Source organism: Litoribacter ruber, assembly GCF_018449405.1.
Classification (GTDB): Bacteria; Bacteroidota; Bacteroidia; order Cytophagales; family Cyclobacteriaceae; genus Litoribacter; species Litoribacter ruber.
The window spans coordinates 1-16004 of sequence record NZ_JAHCMY010000010.1 but is presented as its reverse complement, the minus strand read 5'-3'; the positions used below and the strand labels follow the sequence as shown (position 1 = coordinate 16004).

Below are 16004 nucleotides of genomic sequence, written 5' to 3'. Positions count from 1 at the left end.
AAATATTAGAAATAGGAAATTAGAAAAAAGGCTCCGATTTAGAATCGGAGCCTTTTTTTTAAGGTACAAAGTACGCCATGGTGTTCTTCCGTTAACTGCCATTCATCCTTTAAACGTGACTGGCTACACCCTTCTCTCAATCAAATTTTCAGAAGTAAGATTTAACACCTCCTGCACTACCGGGAGATCGGCATCAGCCCAATCCATTGATTCCAGTTCTTCAGGAAGGAGCCATTTGAAATCAATATGTTCTTGGAGTTGAATGGCGCCCGATAGATGGGTGACCAGATAGGGGATGAGCTCAATGGGATTGCGCTCATAGTTGCATTGAACAGGAGTCAGCCTTTGGTCAAGTTTTACCTTGATCTCAAGCTCTTCTTGGATTTCCCGAAGAAGACAGTCTGTTTCGGATTCTCCGTTCTCGATTTTTCCGCCAGGAAATTCCCACTTTAAAGGATTGCTCTGGGTAGCATTCCTTTGCACTGCCAGTATCAGTCCGTTTTTGATGATAACGGCACAGGTGACTTTAATCATAGAAAAGTAGTTGCTGTAGATTTTTAATTCCGTGTGTAAGCCTTATAGTTTTCCTTGGATTCAAAATACAAGACGCCGTCATTGGGATGGGTGGGGTCGAGTACGATAAATGCCTTTGCTTTGTCTACCTCCGCACCGGTATGGGGATCTTCGGCCACCAATACACTGGGATCTTTTTTGATGGTATTGACGCACATTTCGCAGCAGCCGTAATAAGTCTTTTCGCCCACTTCCACTGGGAACTGCAATTCCTTCATGTAGGCGTTGTTTACCATGCAAACTTTGTCTCGCTGGAGGCTCACAATACCTTCCTTTTTTTCCGGAGCGGTTTCCACCTGATTACCGATGGAGGTTGGGAGACCCGAATAATTGGTGAAGATGACTTCAGGTTCTGGGGAACCTGCCATTACGATGACATCGCGCTTTCTTTCAGTCGAACAGGCAGCCAATATCAATAAGGATAAGCTGGCCGCCAAGAGGGAACCTGTTTTCATGCTGTTTCAATTACAATGGGCCGTAGCATTTGCTGGGAAACTACGATTAATAAGGGATACCAATTTATAACGAAGTCGAGGGCCTGTCATTGCCAACGCTCGTCATTAGGATTTCCCGGTTTTTTAGCAAACTGCAGTTTAATGCTGTTTAAGTTCTTTTTTGGGATTTGAAAGATGTTAAATTTTATTGAAAATTTTTCAATAGGGATGAATAACTACTTTTTTTTCTCTCAAATCAGCCCCAAAAGTAAAAATTGTTTGTCATTTGGGCAAATTTTTAATTTGGACCCGTTGCAGTAAATGCTTTCAAAAGGAAATCGAAAGGTGGTGATGAAGGGAAAAATGTGATTAATTAATCAATGGACTACCATGGAAGGCCGTTGAGGTTGATTTCTTGGTAGTGGGAGATTCTGCTTTTGGGCATGAGCATGACATTGCTTGACCATTGGATGGGACCTATCTCAGGCTGCTCCACGATGAGGTTTCCGGGAAATTTATGCCATCCCAGCTTTTTGTAAAAATCAACCAGTTCATCTCCACAAAGCAGAAGTCCAAACTCGGCCTTTAAGGTGTTAAATATGAAATCCCGGGTATGTTTCAATGTTCTGGAGGCAAATCCCTTTCCTTGATAATCCGGGTGGGTGATTACATTGTTGATTCCGGCCACAAATATCTGCGTATTGTCAAAATTGACCTTCCTTTCCACCACATTATAATACATCGCAATATCAGAATCCTGACGATTCATGATCACCCAATGGGGTGTGGACCAAGTGGTGTTTTTGACAATCTGTACTCCAGCAAAAGCCACCTTGGCCATTTGCTCCAACTCCATCTTGACTTCATCATTTATATCTGAATATTTTTTGATTTCTATCATGAGACGAAGGTAGGTAAATATGGTTTACTATTGCAGTTTTTTAAAAATATTTAATATTAATTTAAATAAAAAAAGAAAATATTGAAAAATATGGGTTTGTTAGCACTTGGTCACGATTCCCATAATGATGCCAATTCTTTTGATTAGACGGTTATCTGGCTGATTATTTCTATTAAATGAAGCATATGGGGCACATTGTAAAAAATCACATTATTTTCTTAATTTAAGGGCCATGTTTAGCACCACTCGTAGATTTTTAAGCCAGTTTTACAAGGATTCAGATTTTTTAAAAGCTTTGATTACCAGTTTTGGGATGGTGGTCCCGATTGTAATCGGAATTAACTTTGATGTATTGCCCTATACGCTGAGTATGGCCATCGGGGTGCTGCTTTCGGCGGGTAGCGATGTGCCGGGAAGCAAGAGGCACAAGAATTTTGGGATACTTTCCGCCACGGCCACCGTCACCTTGGTAAGTGTGCTTATCGGGTTGGCCATGTCCAACCAATGGCTGCTCATACCACTTTTGGCGGTAGTGATCTTTGCCGTCTCCATCATATCGGTTTATGGTTTTCGGGCCTCCTTGGTGTCCTTTGCGGGACTGATGACCATTGTTTTCAGCTTTGCCCATCCGCATTTTGGGGTGGATGTCTTTATTCATGGGGGGATGTTTGCCACCGGAGGCCTCTGGTATCTGTTCCTTTCCAACCTATTTCACCCCCTAAGTGAAAAAAGGCAGACGGTCAACTTGCTTGCCGACTGCATGAACCTGACCGGGCAACTGCTCGGACTCAAAGGGGAACTTCTGCTATCACCCAAGGAGAATGAAACCCAGGAAAAACAGATTTTAGGCCTGCAGGTCAAAATAAACGAAGAGCATGAAGCGCTGAGATCGGTTCTTTTGAGCGAAAGAGAAAAATCCGGTACGTCCAATTACAGGAGAAAGCAGCTGCTCATCCTCATTGAACTGATCGACATGCTGGAGCTATCGGTGGCCAATCCGGTGAATCAGCAGAAAATACAGGAACTCTTCTCTGGAAACCCTAACCAACTGGCCACTTTCCAAAAGGTGCTGACCGCATTATCAGCCCGGATGTCGCGTGCCTGCTCCTTTATGCAGCGGGAAAAGTCTTTTGGGCAGGCTCCAGATTGGGAGGCCATGCTTGAGGCCTGTAATCAGGAAATCAAAACCTATGTCAATTCGGTGGGTCTTCCCAAAGCCAGGGAAGGGGCATTATTGATGCATAATTTGATTGATTATCTGGAAAAACTCATTGACAAGGTGCAGGCCATGGAAAGGGTGTTGCTTGATCTGGAAACGGACAAACAGTCTCTGGATCCTACCACCCAGCATAAATTCATCACCCAGCAGGATTACGATGTCCGTATCTTGAAGGAAAACCTGAACTTTAAATCTCCGATTTTCCGCCATGCCGCAAGGTTAACGGTGGCCATGCTGCTGGGTTATGTGCTGGGGATGATCTTTCCGGTCCAGAATGCCTATTGGATCATTTTGACGGTGGTGGTAATCATGCGCCCGGGTTACACCCTTACCAAGGAGCGCTCCAAGCAGCGGCTTTACGGAACCCTGATAGGGGCAGGGGTGGCTGGGATAATGGTTTTTCTAATACATAATACAGTATTTTTTGCCATACTGGCTTTGCTAAGTCTTGTGCTGGCCCTGAGCTTTATGCAAAAGAATTACAAGACCTCATCCATTTTCATTACAACCGGTGTGGTTTTCCTTTATGTGCTGATCGAGCCCAATGCTTTTGAGGTGATTGGTTTCAGGATCATTGATACCCTTACCGGTGCGGCCATAGCCATGTTTTCCATTCTCTTTATTTGGCCATCCTGGGAGTCTACCCATGTGAAGTTTGGTATTCTAACGGCGCTTAAATCCAACCTGAGTTACCTACAGCAGATTCGGGACCTTTATGAGGACAAGGCCAACATGACCAACTACAAACTGGCCCGGAAACAGGCTTTTCTGGCCATGGGGAATCTGAATGCGGCTTTCCAGCGCATGAGTCAGGAACCCAAAGCCAGGCAGCTGGATGGCATACAGATGTACAAAGTGGTGGGGTTAAACCACACCTTGTTGGCCGCCTCAGCCGCTTTGGGAACCTTTATCAAGGACAACAAGAATAATCTTCCGGACTTTTCTTTTGACAAAGCTTTACTTAACATTGAGGAAAATTTACAGGACGCCATACATATGATCGAAAAAGGGGATATCAAGGCAGACCAAACAAAGGAGGATGTCATGCCTCAGGTGCTCGGAGAACTGGAAGATCAGTATGCTGGGCTCAGCAGGATCAGAGACAAGGAACTGGAGCAGGAGTCGGATAGGCCCATTGCGCCGACCATGCTCAAGGGACTGCAGACCACCAGGCTCATTTCTGATCAGCTCAAATGGATGACCACCATCTCCCAAAACTTGAGAAATACCATTAAATATACCTTGACATAGTGTTTTCACGTTTACGCATCGGTGGTAATTGGTCCCCTCGGCTTTCGGTCTCCCGTCTTCTGTCTTTAAAAATTTAACACCTACAAATAAATGAACCCCAAATCTTTCCCTCTTAGGCTTCTCTATTCGGTACTAGCAGTGGCAATCCTTATTGTAATTGTCAAAAGCTGCGGGTATGATGCCCTTCGAAAAGACTTTTCTGATCGCTTTAAAAAGGATATGGCTACCCTACAGCAGGAAAGCTCTCCCTATGAAGATATCAACCTATTGAATCCGGCCATGATTTCGGCCATTTATGAGGATGACGAGGAGTTCGTGTTGCCTAAGTGGGGCAATAGAAATAAGGTTGATGCCATGATACAGGCCATCCGTGAGTCCGAGAACGACGGATTGCGACCAGAGGATTATCATTTAGCAGCAATAGATTCACTGACAGCCAAGGTTTTTGACCAAAAGGAAGTTGAACTGGAGGATGAAATCAAGCTTGAATTGCTGCTAACGGATGCCTACTTGTTACTTTCCACGCACTTGTCCCAGGGGAAGACCGACAGGGAGACCATAGACCCTACATGGAGGGCAGCAGGCAGGGAAGCCAGGCCGGAGTTGGCTGCTTTTGTGGATAGTACCATTGTGAACGATAACGTTTTGGAAAGCCTAAAAAGCCTCACCCCCAAACACCGAGAATATATAAACCTGAAAAGGGGGTTGAAAAAATACCGTGAATTTGCCCGGCAAGGGGGCTGGCAGAAGGTGAACTTTACGGCCACCAAGTTGGAAAAAGGGATGAGGCATCCTGATGTATCCCTATTAAAAGAAAGGTTAAATATAGAGAGTGAAAGTGCTGATAACGAGGGTGATGATCTGTTTGACCTAAAGTTAGAACAGAAGGTTAAAAGCTTCCAGGAACTGAACGGCTTGACGCCGGATGGGGTAATCGGCAGGGGGACTATGGAAGCCCTCAATATTCCGGTGGAAGACCGCATTGCCAACATCGAGGCCAACTTGGAAAGATGGAGATGGTTGAGTGATGATTTGGGCAAGCGCTATGTGAAAGTGAACATCGCCAACTTTGAAATGCAGGTGGTGGAAAGCGACAGCATCGTCTTCACCAGTCGGGCCATAGTGGGAAAGCATTACAGACAGACACCTGTATTCAGTGCCAGGATGAACCATTTGGTATTTGCTCCGACTTGGACGGTTCCACCTACGATATTGTGGAATGATGTGATACCAGCGGTGAAAAAAGATCCCGGATATTTAAGTTCCAAAAACATGCAGGTTTTGACCCGTGAGGGCAAGGTGGTGGACGCAAAGTCAATAGACTGGAAAAACGTCACGCGCAGCAATTTCCCCTACATGATCCGCCAATCCCCGGGAAAGGACAATGCATTGGGCAATGTGAAATTCATGTTTCCCAACCAAAACAATGTCTACATCCACGACACACCCACCAGGAACCTTTTTGTGCATACCGACCGCAGTTTCAGTTCGGGATGCATCCGGATAAGTAAGCCGATGGAGTTTGCGCAATACCTGCTTCAGGACAAGCCCGAATGGACTTTGGATCAGATGAACCGCGTGATTGCCCAAGGTAAGGAGCGGACGGTCTTCATCACCGACCCGATCCAGGTTCACCTGCTCTACATGACTGCCTGGGCCGAATCGGATGGCACCGTCCATTTCCGCAAAGACATCTACTCCCGCGATCAGCCATTGCTCAATGCCTTAAAGCAAGCGCCTCCGAGGAAAGGGGTGCTTTAATTGCGTGGTTCTCCGTCCTAATGCGCTCCGCTGTTCGGACTGTTGTCCCGGCCTGCTTCGCAGACCTGGGTTGTCAGGGTTATCATTGTTCTATTCTCGCGCCCAGCAGGACATTATTGCCGTACATACCGCACCTCAGCCGTTCCAAGACGCAGCCGGAGACGAATAACGTGAGCCCACCCCCCCCCTAAACTTCTAACCCTTCCCGCTGTGCGCAGCACCCAGCGGGAAATAAACTTCTAAACTCCTATATTTACACCTGTAATCAAACAAACCCAAACGATGAGTAAGAGAACAATTTTTACCCCCAAGGTGATGCGGATGCTGGCCTTGGTGGCGGTGATGGGCGCTTCGGAGCCGCTGATGGCGCAAACCCAGAATCAAACTCAGAAAGAGATGCAAAAAACTGCAACAGACCAGAATGTCCTTCTGGCCGAATTTCAGGGACCCTATGGCGGGGTGCCGGCCTTTGACCAGATGGAGCTTGACAAGTTGAAACCAGCCCTGGAAAAAGGCATGGAGCTTCATCTGCAAGAGATCGAAAAGATTGCCAACAATCCGGAAGAACCGACTTTTGAAAACACTATTGAAGAAATGGAAAGGGCTGGAAAGCCACTTCAGCGGGCTTTCGTGTATTACGGGATCTGGAGCAGCAACGTTTCCACACCGGAATTCAGAGCCATCCAAGCGGAAATGTCTCCAAAAATATCGGCTTATTCCTCTAAAATCTCCCAAAACGAGAAGCTTTTTGACAGGATCAAGACGGTTTTTGAAAACTCCAGGGATAACCCACTTCCTGCTGACCAACAAAGAGTAGTGGATCTGATTTACACCAACTTTGCCATGGAAGGCGCCGAACTGGATGCTGATGCCAAGAAGCGATATGCCGAGATCAACATGGAGCTTTCAAAGCTTTACACCAAATTCTCCAGCAACGTGCTGGCCGATGAGGAAAACTACGTAGTGTTTTTGGAAGAAGACCAGATTGGAGGACTTCCCAATTCCCTTGTCAGAGCCGCCGCAAAAGCTGCTGAGGACAGGGGCCAAAAAGGTAAATATGCCATTACCAACACCCGGTCTTCCATGGATCCTTTTTTGACGTATTCGGATGAAAGGGAGCTTAGGGAGAAAGTTTGGAGAAACTATTATTCCAGAGGGGACAACCAAGATGAGTACGACAACAACGACATCATCGCCGAAATCCTAAAACTGCGACAAGAGAGGGTAGCCCTCATGGGTTATGATAATTATGCCGAATGGAGACTGCAGGATAGGATGGCCAAAACTCCGGAAGCGGCCATGGACCTGATGATGGCCGTATGGCCAGCGGCTTTGGCCAGAGTAGAGGAGGAGGTAGCCGATATGCAGGCCATAGCTGACAGGGAAGGTGCTGGAATCACCATCGAACCCTGGGATTACCGCTACTATGCAGAAAAGGTAAGAAAAGAAAAATACGATTTGGACAGTGATGAGGTAAAGCAATACCTGCAACTGGACAACCTGACAGATGCCTTGTTTTACACAGCAAGAGAAGTTTTTGGATTTGAATTTGAGCCTGTACCGGAAGGTTCAGTACCTGTATTTCATGAGGATGTGAAAGTATGGGAAGTGAGTAACAAAGACGGGGAGCACATTGGGCTTTGGTATTTGGATCCATTTGCGCGTCAGGGCAAGCGATCAGGTGCATGGGCTACTACCTACAGAAGCCACACCACCTTTGACGGCAAGAAAACGGTGCTTTCCTCCAACAACTCCAACTTCGTGAAGGCCGCTCCAGGTGAGCCGGTATTGATCTCTTGGGATGATGCCAAAACCTTCTTCCACGAGTTTGGCCATGCCTTACACTTCTTGGCTGCCGACGTGAAATACCCAACCCTGAATTCAGGAGTTAGGGATTACACGGAGTTCCAGTCCCAATTGTTGGAGAGATGGCTTTCCACAGATGAGGTGATCGAAAGGTTCTTGGTGCATCAGGAAACAGGCGAGTCCATGCCTCAAGAACTGGTGGAGAAAATCAAAAACGCCGCTACTTTCAATCAGGGTTTTGCGACTACCGAGTTTTTGGGTTCCGCCCTTATGGATATGAAATACCATACCACAGATCCCGAGGGAATCGATCCCAGGGAGTTTGAGAAGGAAACCCTAAAGGAACTGGGTATGCCGGATCAGATCGTGATGCGTCACCGTTCCCCTCACTTCGGACACGTGTTCTCCAGTGAAGGATATGCGACAGCCTATTATGGTTATCTATGGGCTGATGTACTGACGTCAGATGCTGCCGAAGCCTTTTCGGAATCTCCAGGAGGTTTCTATGACAAAGATGTGGCGGCCAAATTGGTACAATTCCTATTTGCACCACGTAACGCCATGGACCCTGCAGAGGCCTACCGCAAATTCAGGGGCCGCGATGCCACCATCGACGCCCTTATGAGAGACAGGGGATTCCCGGTTCCACAGTAAGTTAGAAGTACGAGGTACGAAGTGAAGCAAATGGGTCACAAAGGACACAAAGTTTAAAAGAAGTTTCCCAAAGGCTGCTTCGCGGAGATGAATTGAAAGGCTTGCAAAAAGTGTCAAGTTAATTTAGGACGTAACAGCGATGTCCATTTCGTACTTCGTATTTCGTACCTCGTACTTATTTTTTAAACCATCCTTTCATTTTCTCCACTGAAAGCGCATACTTCTCCGTTCCTTTGTCGCTGAGGAAGTAGCCTATGGGTTTGAGGAAAGATACGTGGTCGCAGAAGATTTTGAACATGGCCACAAAGGGGACAATCAGGATCATTCCGGCCACACCCCAGAGCATGCTTCCCAGTATCAGGCTGAGAATGGTGACAAAGGGATTCAAGCTAAGGTATCCGCCCGTGATGTTGGGGGTAAGGATGTTGTTTTCCACAAACTGGATGACTATGAAGTATATCAGCACCCAGAAAGAATAACTGAGGCTATCCATGGCCAAAAAAGCATACGAAAGGGGCAAAACCGCTCCGATTAGGGTCCCGAAGTAGGGGATGAAATTAAACAGGGCTGCCATCACCCCAAAGAAGACGGGGTAGTCGATCCCTATAATCAAGAAGGCGCCCGTATGTAGAATAGAAAGGATAAAGACCACAATTACCAAACCCGTCATATACTTCTTAGCCACCAAGTTGACCTCTTTTAGAATGGTCTCCGTTTTTTCCCGTCGGTCACGGGATAGCTGAAGGATGACCTCATGGAATTTATCCCTGTAATAAAGGAGGAAAAAGATATACACAGGCATCAGGCCAGTTTGGACAATAATGTTGGTGGTGGTAGAAAAGGTCGACCTGAGCATGGCATCAGAGGTTTCGTACACACTTCTCACGTCTTTTTCCCAATCATCTATCCTGTCTTTAGAAATGCCAGTGGATTCGCTGAGATTGCGCTTGATGCTCTCCCAGTTTGTTTCCGCCTGGTTTTGGATGTCGGGGAGATCCTCGGCAAAAACGGAAACCTGGTGTGAGATAAAATTAAATGCCAACACCAACACTCCAATGCTGAACAGGATGGCTACCAGGTTGGCTAAGATCCTGGGAAGCCATTTTCTTTCCAGAAAACTCGCTAAGGGGAAAAGCATATAGGCCAGCAGAACGGCCAGCATGATGGGGATCAAAAAGCTTCGGGCCTCTTTCAAGGCAAATATGAGAACGATAAAAAATACTATAAATAGCGTTATTTTCTTTAAAAAAATATAGCGTCTGCCCATGGGTAATTCACTTTTAGGTTAAAAGAAAGGTATCTCTCTTCAGATACAACAAATTACCTGCCTTGGAGTTTGGAAACCGCTCTCAATGGGTGTAGGCGGTTGAGGAGTTTAGCATCCCGGTTGGCATAACTTCGTTATATGCCCTCCGGGATTGGTTAGGGGTTTAGGATGGATTGAAGGTAGACCCTAAGCTTTCTTTACAAATTCAGATTTCAGGGCCATGCTCCCGAATCCATCGATTTTGCAGTCGATGTTGTGGTCGGAGTTTACGAGGTGAATGTTTTTGACTTTGGTGCCGGCTTTGATGGGCCCAGAGGCACCCTTGACAGGAAGGTTTTTGATGACTACCACCGAGTCCCCATCCGCCAAAATATTGCCATTGGAATCTTTTACAACAAATTCATTTCCAGAAGTTTCTTTCTCAGGTTTCCATTCAAATGCGCACTCTGGGCAAACGAGTTTGTCCTCCATTTCATACGCATAAGGGCTGCTGCAGGCGGGGCAAGGGGGGATTTGTTCCATAGCGGGCAAAGATAAGCAGTCTTGGTGTTGAATAAAAACAGCTAAAAAATTAGGGCTGTAAAACCCATCGGTTCAAATGATTAAACAAAACGGTATAAAAATTGATTATTTAAGAGAAAACTATTTAACCACAAAATTAAAAAACAATAACCATGAAGATTATGAATAAAAATTTCAAATTGCTCGGAACGGCATTTGCCATGATGATTTTTGGAGGTACGGCTATAGCCCAGACCACCCCCGTGACCAACCAAGCGATGGTGCAGGAAGAAATTGAAGTAGATTACGAAGCCATCTTTGGGGATATAGAAAACACAGAAGAACATGATGTGTTGTCCCTTTTAAAGAAAGATGACAATTTCTCCATTTTTGTGGAATTGATCGAAAAATCACAAATTGACCTGAATGCGGCAGCCGAGGTGGCTGGCGGTGAACTTACCGTGTTTGCCCCAACCAATGAGGCATTCAAGCAGCTTACCAAGGAGCAATATACACAAATCACAGAACCTGAAGATTTGGCTGTACTTCAAAACATCACCAAGTCCCACGTGTTGACCAGAATAATCCATTCTGCCGATTTCCGTGAAAACCAGGTAATCGAAAATGCTGACGGTTTGGAAATCCCCGTAGCCACAGCTGGCGGTCAGGGAGTAGCCACACCTGCTGATGAGGTGATCGTAGGCGGTGCCAGAATTGTGAAGCCTGATGTGAAAGCCTCCAACGGCGTGATCCACGTTATGGACGGGGTAGTGACTCCTGAAGCTGGTGGAATGACTTCCGGATTTGGAGAGCAGTAAAGAAGACCGGAGACAGAAGACGGGAGACCAGAGAGGAAAGGCCTCTTCGCATTAAATAATTAGAAAAGTGTCAACGTCCACCCCGGATGATTCACACGCACCTTGGGCGGATTTAAGATTAAATAAATAAGAACCGCTTTCTTGGAGAGCGGTTTCTTTTTTACGATTACATCGTTATATAGGAAGTATGAGAGTTTATATTACAGCTATTGTGATTCTGATATTTACAGGTACATTAAAAGCCCAGGATGAAACCTCACCTGGTTTTTCGGATTATGTACCATATGTACCCACACCAAAGGAAGTGATGGAAGTGATTTTTGAATTGGCGGAGATTAAAGATGGGGATGTGCTCTATGATCTAGGATCGGGCGACGGACGGATTCCCATAGAGGCCAGCGTGAGGTATGGCATCCGGTCGGTGGGGGTGGAGATCGATGATGAACTTGTGAGAAGGGCCCGCGTAGGAGCCGAGCGCAAGGGTGTTGAAGAGTTGGTGACGATCATTCAGGGGGATTTGTTCCAGCAGGATTTTTCGGATGCCACGGTTTTGGTGCTTTACCTTTTCCCGGATATCAACGAAAAGCTCCTCCCCAAAATCCAACAGCTCCCCGCCGGCACCCGCATCATCTCCCACCGTTTCCCTATCGGCGATTGGACCCCCGATCAAACCAGGAAAGTGGAGATGGAGGATGGAAGGGTTCATGAGGTGTTTTTTTGGATAGTGAGGTAGGATATGTTGGGGTACTAGGTACTAGGTACCAAGTACAAGGTAACAGGCTGAAAAATGGTAATCAAGGAAACCTATTTTGATTAGATAGAAACCTTTTAGTTTTAACGGTAAGTTCACACAAACTCCCCAACATTCCACCTCCCTTTGGCCACCGGTTCGTATTCCTGGTACAGTTGTTGGTAAAACTCCACCACCACTACATAGACTTTTTGGGGATGGAGCAAGTCTGTGGTCGCCAGTTCCATTGAAAACCCTTCAAAAGGAATTTCAACAGGAAAGAAGTCGCTGGAGGCAGTTTTCTTGTCTTCGGAATCCGTTTCCACGTCAAATGAAATTGCGCGGAGGCTTATCCTGAAATGGGAGGTATTGGCAGGGACTTTCAACTGGCCTGGAGTATAAGATTGGAGGTGGAGATCTAGTTTGCCCCCTTCCTTCCGCACCTGATAATGGTGCTGAAATAAACCCTTCAAATTTGTCGCACCGTTAAGCCGCAGTCCTTCCAGCAAGGAGAGGTCTCCATGTGCCACTCTCCTGTTTCCCCTGCTGCTGACCGGGTCGGATTTTACGGTCTGGACCATAGATTTGCTTAACCGTTGCATAAACCTTGAATCGCAGACGGTATTTACGAAGGGATAAAGCGCCCCTCGGATAAGTTTGGCTGCTTTCAGGGCATTGGCAAATTCCGCATTGTTTTCCCTGGTGCGGGCAAACTTCCTGTCACCCATGATCCGCTCCTTACTAACGCCTTCTCTCTGCCGGACCTTATAACCTTCCTTGTCCTTGTAAAAATTGAGTTTACCGATATTCCCGGTCATTTCTATGATACTGCTTTGCTTAGCCATTTGATTTTAAGTTTAGTAGTGATTTTAAAAAAGGACACAGACCTGCCTGACTGCCAAAGTGAATAGCTGAGGCAGGCAGGATCACGCAGAGTTTAACACGGAATCTCTCAGAGTCCTTACCGCGGAAAAATTTTCTTAAAACATTTTTTTCCGCGAAGAAGCCTCGGTGTAACTCTGTGCTAAACTCTGTGCAACTCCGTGTCCCTTTAATTTTTCTCTTACACGACTCCCAAATACTCACTCCTCGCCACCTGATAGTGCTTGTTCGCCGGGTTTTGGCGGGTGAAGAAGGCGTAGGCATGGAGGGCGCCTTTGAACTTTGCGGCGTTTGCCACTACCAGTTCCTGCCGGCACATGGACCTTGGGTTGCCTTCCAGAAGGAAGAAAGGGGTATAGCTATCGGTATGGTAGAGCAGGAGGGAAACCTTGTCCCCGGCCCTGGCACTGCCCGAGCCCGTATTATTGTCCCATTCCAAGAGGACGGAGTAATCGTCCTTCCAGCTTAAGCGGCCGTTGTCCATCCCCGTGAGAGTACCGTCGCTGACTATGGTATTGGAAGGGGAGAGGATGGAGCTGTTTGTCGGAAAGGCATTTTTGCAGACCCTGCTCATTGCCTCGTTCCAGGGCGACCTTTTGCCGTTTCTGAAATTTACAAACCCATAATCCAGCACCGCTTTGATAGGAAGGGTAAAGGCATTTGCCTGCCTGAACTTTTCCCTGCGGTCCAGCTGGGATCTGGTGAGGTTGGACATGTCCGGAACCACGTACTTTCTAGCGTACAGTTTGCCGTGGATGCTGTAGTAAACCAGGTTGCCCATTTTTCCGTTGGGCATATGTTGATTTTTGTTTATGGATGCCATGTTTTTGCTTAGTTTTATAATTAGAAAATAATCAAAGAGAATCCTTCCGTATCCAAAATATAAGGCATAGCCAATTCTTCGGACACGTATTATTCCGTATTCAATGGTTAATAAAGCGTAATTGGAATTGTACTTGTAAGCCACCTTCTTCTCCTAAATTTACCAGCCCTACCGTATATCTAGAACACTGGCCTATAAAATAGGGAAAAAAGTTTATAAAACTAGTAAAAATCAATTTATCTCGCAAGCTTTTTGCGATATTTATTTTCAAATCGCTTGCTTTTGGTTTAAAAATGTCGTATATGTGTCCTTTTTTCGGTTTTACCCTTGCCTCCCTTTCCCTTTGGGATGAGGTAACCGTTGGGCATTTCAGAGACTGGGGGGAGGAATGGGGGAGGCAAAACCTGCCTGGAATCAGTGGGTAGTGACGGGGCTTTCAGTCTGCACCCAATAGGCCTTTACCCCTAGTGGGAGCGGAGAGGGTCCCCAGTGCAAGCGGAGTGGGTACACAGTGGGCAAGGCTAACCCATAGCTCGGGGATATGTCCGGGAAGGAAAGGGGATGCCTGGCCTGGAGGAGGAGTATTAGGCATGTATGGGGCATGGAGCGCTGAGCACTGAGCACGGAGAGGGGGAGCAGCCATGAAACCTTAATCTTTAAACTTTAAACCAGAATTGAGCATTGGGAGGTGAGCGCTGAGCACTGTGCATGGAGAGGGGGAGCCGCCCAAGTTAACCCCTTAATCTTTAAACTTTAAACTTCCCAAATAGCACGTTGAGCACTGCCAAAGGAATGGGTGGGCAGTGGGCAGGCATCAAGGCCATTAACCTTAACCCATAAAACCTTAAGCTTTTTCAATGTTTTGAGTAAAAATACCCTGATCACGGTATTGTGGGGGGAGGGGGAATGGGTTAGTTTTAGGGGGTAAATGAAAATTAGGGTACCATAGGTTAACCAAGCCAGCTGATTTGGAGAAATTAGTGTACTGGTGGGCTTATTTTAGTATTAGCGGTAACCCTATTCGACCAAACTTTAATTTCAAATGCTTACTAATGACAATCAGAGAGGTAGAATTGTAATTCTTTTCGGTGCTGGTGCGACTTTGTCTTGGAATTCCCCAAAAACATATGAGTTAACTACCCTGGTACGAAAGTCAGGGTTTAAAACAACAGATAATCAGACAACCATAACGGAATATCTATTCCAGGCACTACTCAAAAGCGGTTATTCTGAAAATGATATAAATTTTGAAACTATCATCAATTTGATTGAGGAGCTAACTGTTTATTATTCATGGTTTGATAGCGAAAAGAAACTTCCCTCACTAATTGGTTGCCTTTTGACCCCAAGGTTTGAAAAAGAAATATTCAACTTCTCTATAAAAGGAGGAGAGATAAAGCATGGTTATCAATTGCAAATACCAGCCGGTAAAGACTATGAGTTTTCAGATTTTGCTTACCATAATGAGACTCCACAACAGTTTTTCCTATTACATCTCCTAAGCGAAATACTTACAGATATAAGCGCAAGGATTTCAAAATATGCTTACCATACATCCGGGCATTCAGTTGTTGACGTCTCAAGTCCGATTAGTAATCAATTCTGTAAATGGATAGCATCCCTTTCTAAAAGAAGCGTACTCAGGATTTACACATTGAACTACGATAGAATTTTTAAGATATTATTGGAGAGAAATGGCGTTTCACTCTTTGAGGGTTTTGATTGTGGAGAAAATATTCCAGTCGGGGAGAGTTTAAGAGCAAATGTTCCTAAGATATTGAAAGACAATGATTGCAATTGCCACTACAATCTTCATGGTTCAGCTTACTGGGAAGTATTGAATTTGGATAAAAACCATTTGCCGAACCCAGAAATTGTTTTGACGTCGGGTCCAAATCTCCCTATCAATAACAATCCGGCTTCTTTCCAGGTTGAAAAAGGAAAGACGCTTTTAGTTACAAATATTATTACCGGTTACCAGAAAGTTCAGAAAACTAACATTACTCCTTACCGTCAAATGTATTCTGCGTTTGATGATGATTGCTGCTTCGCAGACGAGATCTTTATAATAGGTTATTCTTTTGGAGACGAGCATATAAATCAGAGTTTGAAAACCGCGATACGTTACAACCCTAAACTGAAAATAACGATTGTTGACCCGAGCTTTATCAAGAATAAAATGGACTTTCAGTTTGCAATTAAATTCTTCCCCTATAGGCAAGCAGGTAACTTAAATCCGAAGAAGGTTGCAGAAAATCTATATAGCTATTTTGATGGTGCATTTGTTGTTCACACCAAAACCTTTGAGGAATTTCTTGATACAGCATCCAACGGGCATATCGCTAATCGAGTAGACGGCCGTGAGCCATAAGCCCACGGTGCGC

14 protein-coding genes are annotated in these 16004 nt (G+C 45.7%); 7 read left to right on the top strand and 7 right to left on the bottom strand.

Annotated elements, in window-relative coordinates; translation table 11 throughout:
* Nucleotides 1–123: 123 nt before the first annotated feature.
* From KI659_RS14680 to KI659_RS14670, 3 genes are all read right to left on the bottom strand, one after another.
* Entirely contained in the window at nucleotides 124–534 is a 411-nt protein-coding gene (locus KI659_RS14680; protein ID WP_213946121.1) for a (deoxy)nucleoside triphosphate pyrophosphohydrolase, read from the bottom strand.
* Between the two features lie 23 nt (nucleotides 535–557).
* Nucleotides 558–1028 (bottom strand): hypothetical protein, encoded by a 471-nt coding sequence (locus KI659_RS14675; protein WP_213946120.1) that lies wholly within the window; start codon nucleotides 1026–1028, stop codon nucleotides 558–560.
* 364 nt (nucleotides 1029–1392) lie between these two features.
* The gene (locus KI659_RS14670) at nucleotides 1393–1908 is read right to left on the bottom strand and encodes a GNAT family N-acetyltransferase (RefSeq protein WP_213946119.1); all 516 of its coding nucleotides are present in this window, start codon (nucleotides 1906–1908) and stop codon (nucleotides 1393–1395) included.
* Nucleotides 1909–2140: 232 nt separating this feature from the next.
* Here KI659_RS14670 and KI659_RS14665 point away from each other — a divergent pair, with 232 nt between their 5' ends.
* The 3 genes from KI659_RS14665 (at nucleotide 2141) to KI659_RS14655 (ending at nucleotide 8599) form a co-directional block, all read left to right on the top strand.
* The gene (locus KI659_RS14665) at nucleotides 2141–4378 is read left to right on the top strand and encodes an FUSC family protein (protein WP_213946118.1); all 2238 of its coding nucleotides are present in this window, start codon (nucleotides 2141–2143) and stop codon (nucleotides 4376–4378) included.
* Between the two features lie 90 nt (nucleotides 4379–4468).
* On the top strand, nucleotides 4469–6139 hold the full coding sequence (locus KI659_RS14660) for a L,D-transpeptidase family protein (protein WP_213946117.1): 1671 nt from the start codon (nucleotides 4469–4471) through the stop codon (nucleotides 6137–6139).
* A gap of 282 nt (nucleotides 6140–6421) precedes the next feature.
* Entirely contained in the window at nucleotides 6422–8599 is a 2178-nt protein-coding gene (locus tag KI659_RS14655) for a M3 family metallopeptidase (RefSeq protein ID WP_246535430.1), read from the top strand.
* 175 nt (nucleotides 8600–8774) lie between these two features.
* On the opposite strand, the gene KI659_RS14650 is transcribed toward KI659_RS14655, so the two are convergent.
* A complete protein-coding gene (locus KI659_RS14650) occupies nucleotides 8775–9866 on the bottom strand; it encodes an AI-2E family transporter (RefSeq protein ID WP_213946116.1) in 1092 nt (363 codons plus the stop codon).
* 186 nt (nucleotides 9867–10052) lie between these two features.
* On the bottom strand, nucleotides 10053–10388 hold the full coding sequence (locus KI659_RS14645) for a zinc ribbon domain-containing protein YjdM (protein ID WP_213946115.1): 336 nt from the start codon (nucleotides 10386–10388) through the stop codon (nucleotides 10053–10055).
* A 161-nt stretch (nucleotides 10389–10549) separates the two neighbouring features.
* Between KI659_RS14645 and KI659_RS14640 the strand changes: the two genes are divergently transcribed.
* Both KI659_RS14640 and KI659_RS14635 read left to right on the top strand, forming a co-directional pair.
* Nucleotides 10550–11185, top strand: a complete 636-nt coding sequence (locus tag KI659_RS14640; RefSeq protein ID WP_213946114.1) for a fasciclin domain-containing protein — start codon at nucleotides 10550–10552, stop codon at nucleotides 11183–11185.
* Between the two features lie 187 nt (nucleotides 11186–11372).
* Nucleotides 11373–11918, top strand: coding sequence for an SAM-dependent methyltransferase (locus tag KI659_RS14635; protein WP_213946113.1), 546 nt, complete (start codon nucleotides 11373–11375; stop codon nucleotides 11916–11918).
* A 113-nt stretch (nucleotides 11919–12031) separates the two neighbouring features.
* On the opposite strand, the gene KI659_RS14630 is transcribed toward KI659_RS14635, so the two are convergent.
* Nucleotides 12032–12760, bottom strand: coding sequence for a hypothetical protein (locus tag KI659_RS14630; RefSeq protein ID WP_213946112.1), 729 nt, complete (start codon nucleotides 12758–12760; stop codon nucleotides 12032–12034).
* Nucleotides 12761–12978: 218 nt separating this feature from the next.
* A complete protein-coding gene (locus tag KI659_RS14625; RefSeq protein WP_213946111.1) occupies nucleotides 12979–13620 on the bottom strand; it encodes a DUF6266 family protein in 642 nt (213 codons plus the stop codon).
* Between the two features lie 302 nt (nucleotides 13621–13922).
* On the opposite strand from KI659_RS14625, the gene KI659_RS18690 reads away from it, so the two are divergent.
* Both KI659_RS18690 and KI659_RS14620 read left to right on the top strand, forming a co-directional pair.
* Nucleotides 13923–14045 (top strand): hypothetical protein, encoded by a 123-nt coding sequence (locus tag KI659_RS18690; RefSeq protein ID WP_262898499.1) that lies wholly within the window; start codon nucleotides 13923–13925, stop codon nucleotides 14043–14045.
* Between the two features lie 617 nt (nucleotides 14046–14662).
* A complete protein-coding gene (locus tag KI659_RS14620; RefSeq protein WP_213946110.1) occupies nucleotides 14663–15991 on the top strand; it encodes an SIR2 family protein in 1329 nt (442 codons plus the stop codon).
* Nucleotides 15992–16004: the final 13 nt, after the last annotated feature.

Excerpts from the sequence above, each read along its gene's own strand:
- KI659_RS14640 (WP_213946114.1), top strand. The coding sequence starts at position 10,550 with ATGAATAAAAATTTCAAATTGCTCGGAACGGCATTTGCCATGATGATT.
- KI659_RS14660 (WP_213946117.1), top strand. The coding sequence starts at position 4,469 with ATGAACCCCAAATCTTTCCCTCTTAGGCTTCTCTATTCGGTACTAGCA.
- KI659_RS14625 (WP_213946111.1), bottom strand. The coding sequence starts at position 13,620 with ATGGCATCCATAAACAAAAATCAACATATGCCCAACGGAAAAATGGGC.
- KI659_RS14630 (WP_213946112.1), bottom strand. The coding sequence starts at position 12,760 with ATGGCTAAGCAAAGCAGTATCATAGAAATGACCGGGAATATCGGTAAA.
- KI659_RS14650 (WP_213946116.1), bottom strand. The coding sequence starts at position 9,866 with ATGGGCAGACGCTATATTTTTTTAAAGAAAATAACGCTATTTATAGTA.
- KI659_RS14665 (WP_213946118.1), top strand. The coding sequence starts at position 2,141 with ATGTTTAGCACCACTCGTAGATTTTTAAGCCAGTTTTACAAGGATTCA.
- KI659_RS14655 (WP_246535430.1), top strand. The coding sequence starts at position 6,422 with ATGAGTAAGAGAACAATTTTTACCCCCAAGGTGATGCGGATGCTGGCC.
- KI659_RS18690 (WP_262898499.1), top strand. The coding sequence starts at position 13,923 with ATGTGTCCTTTTTTCGGTTTTACCCTTGCCTCCCTTTCCCTTTGGGAT.
- KI659_RS14645 (WP_213946115.1), bottom strand. The coding sequence starts at position 10,388 with ATGGAACAAATCCCCCCTTGCCCCGCCTGCAGCAGCCCTTATGCGTAT.
- KI659_RS14675 (WP_213946120.1), bottom strand. The coding sequence starts at position 1,028 with ATGAAAACAGGTTCCCTCTTGGCGGCCAGCTTATCCTTATTGATATTG.
- KI659_RS14620 (WP_213946110.1), top strand. The coding sequence starts at position 14,663 with ATGCTTACTAATGACAATCAGAGAGGTAGAATTGTAATTCTTTTCGGT.
- KI659_RS14635 (WP_213946113.1), top strand. The coding sequence starts at position 11,373 with ATGAGAGTTTATATTACAGCTATTGTGATTCTGATATTTACAGGTACA.
- KI659_RS14680 (WP_213946121.1), bottom strand. The coding sequence starts at position 534 with ATGATTAAAGTCACCTGTGCCGTTATCATCAAAAACGGACTGATACTG.
- KI659_RS14670 (WP_213946119.1), bottom strand. The coding sequence starts at position 1,908 with ATGATAGAAATCAAAAAATATTCAGATATAAATGATGAAGTCAAGATG.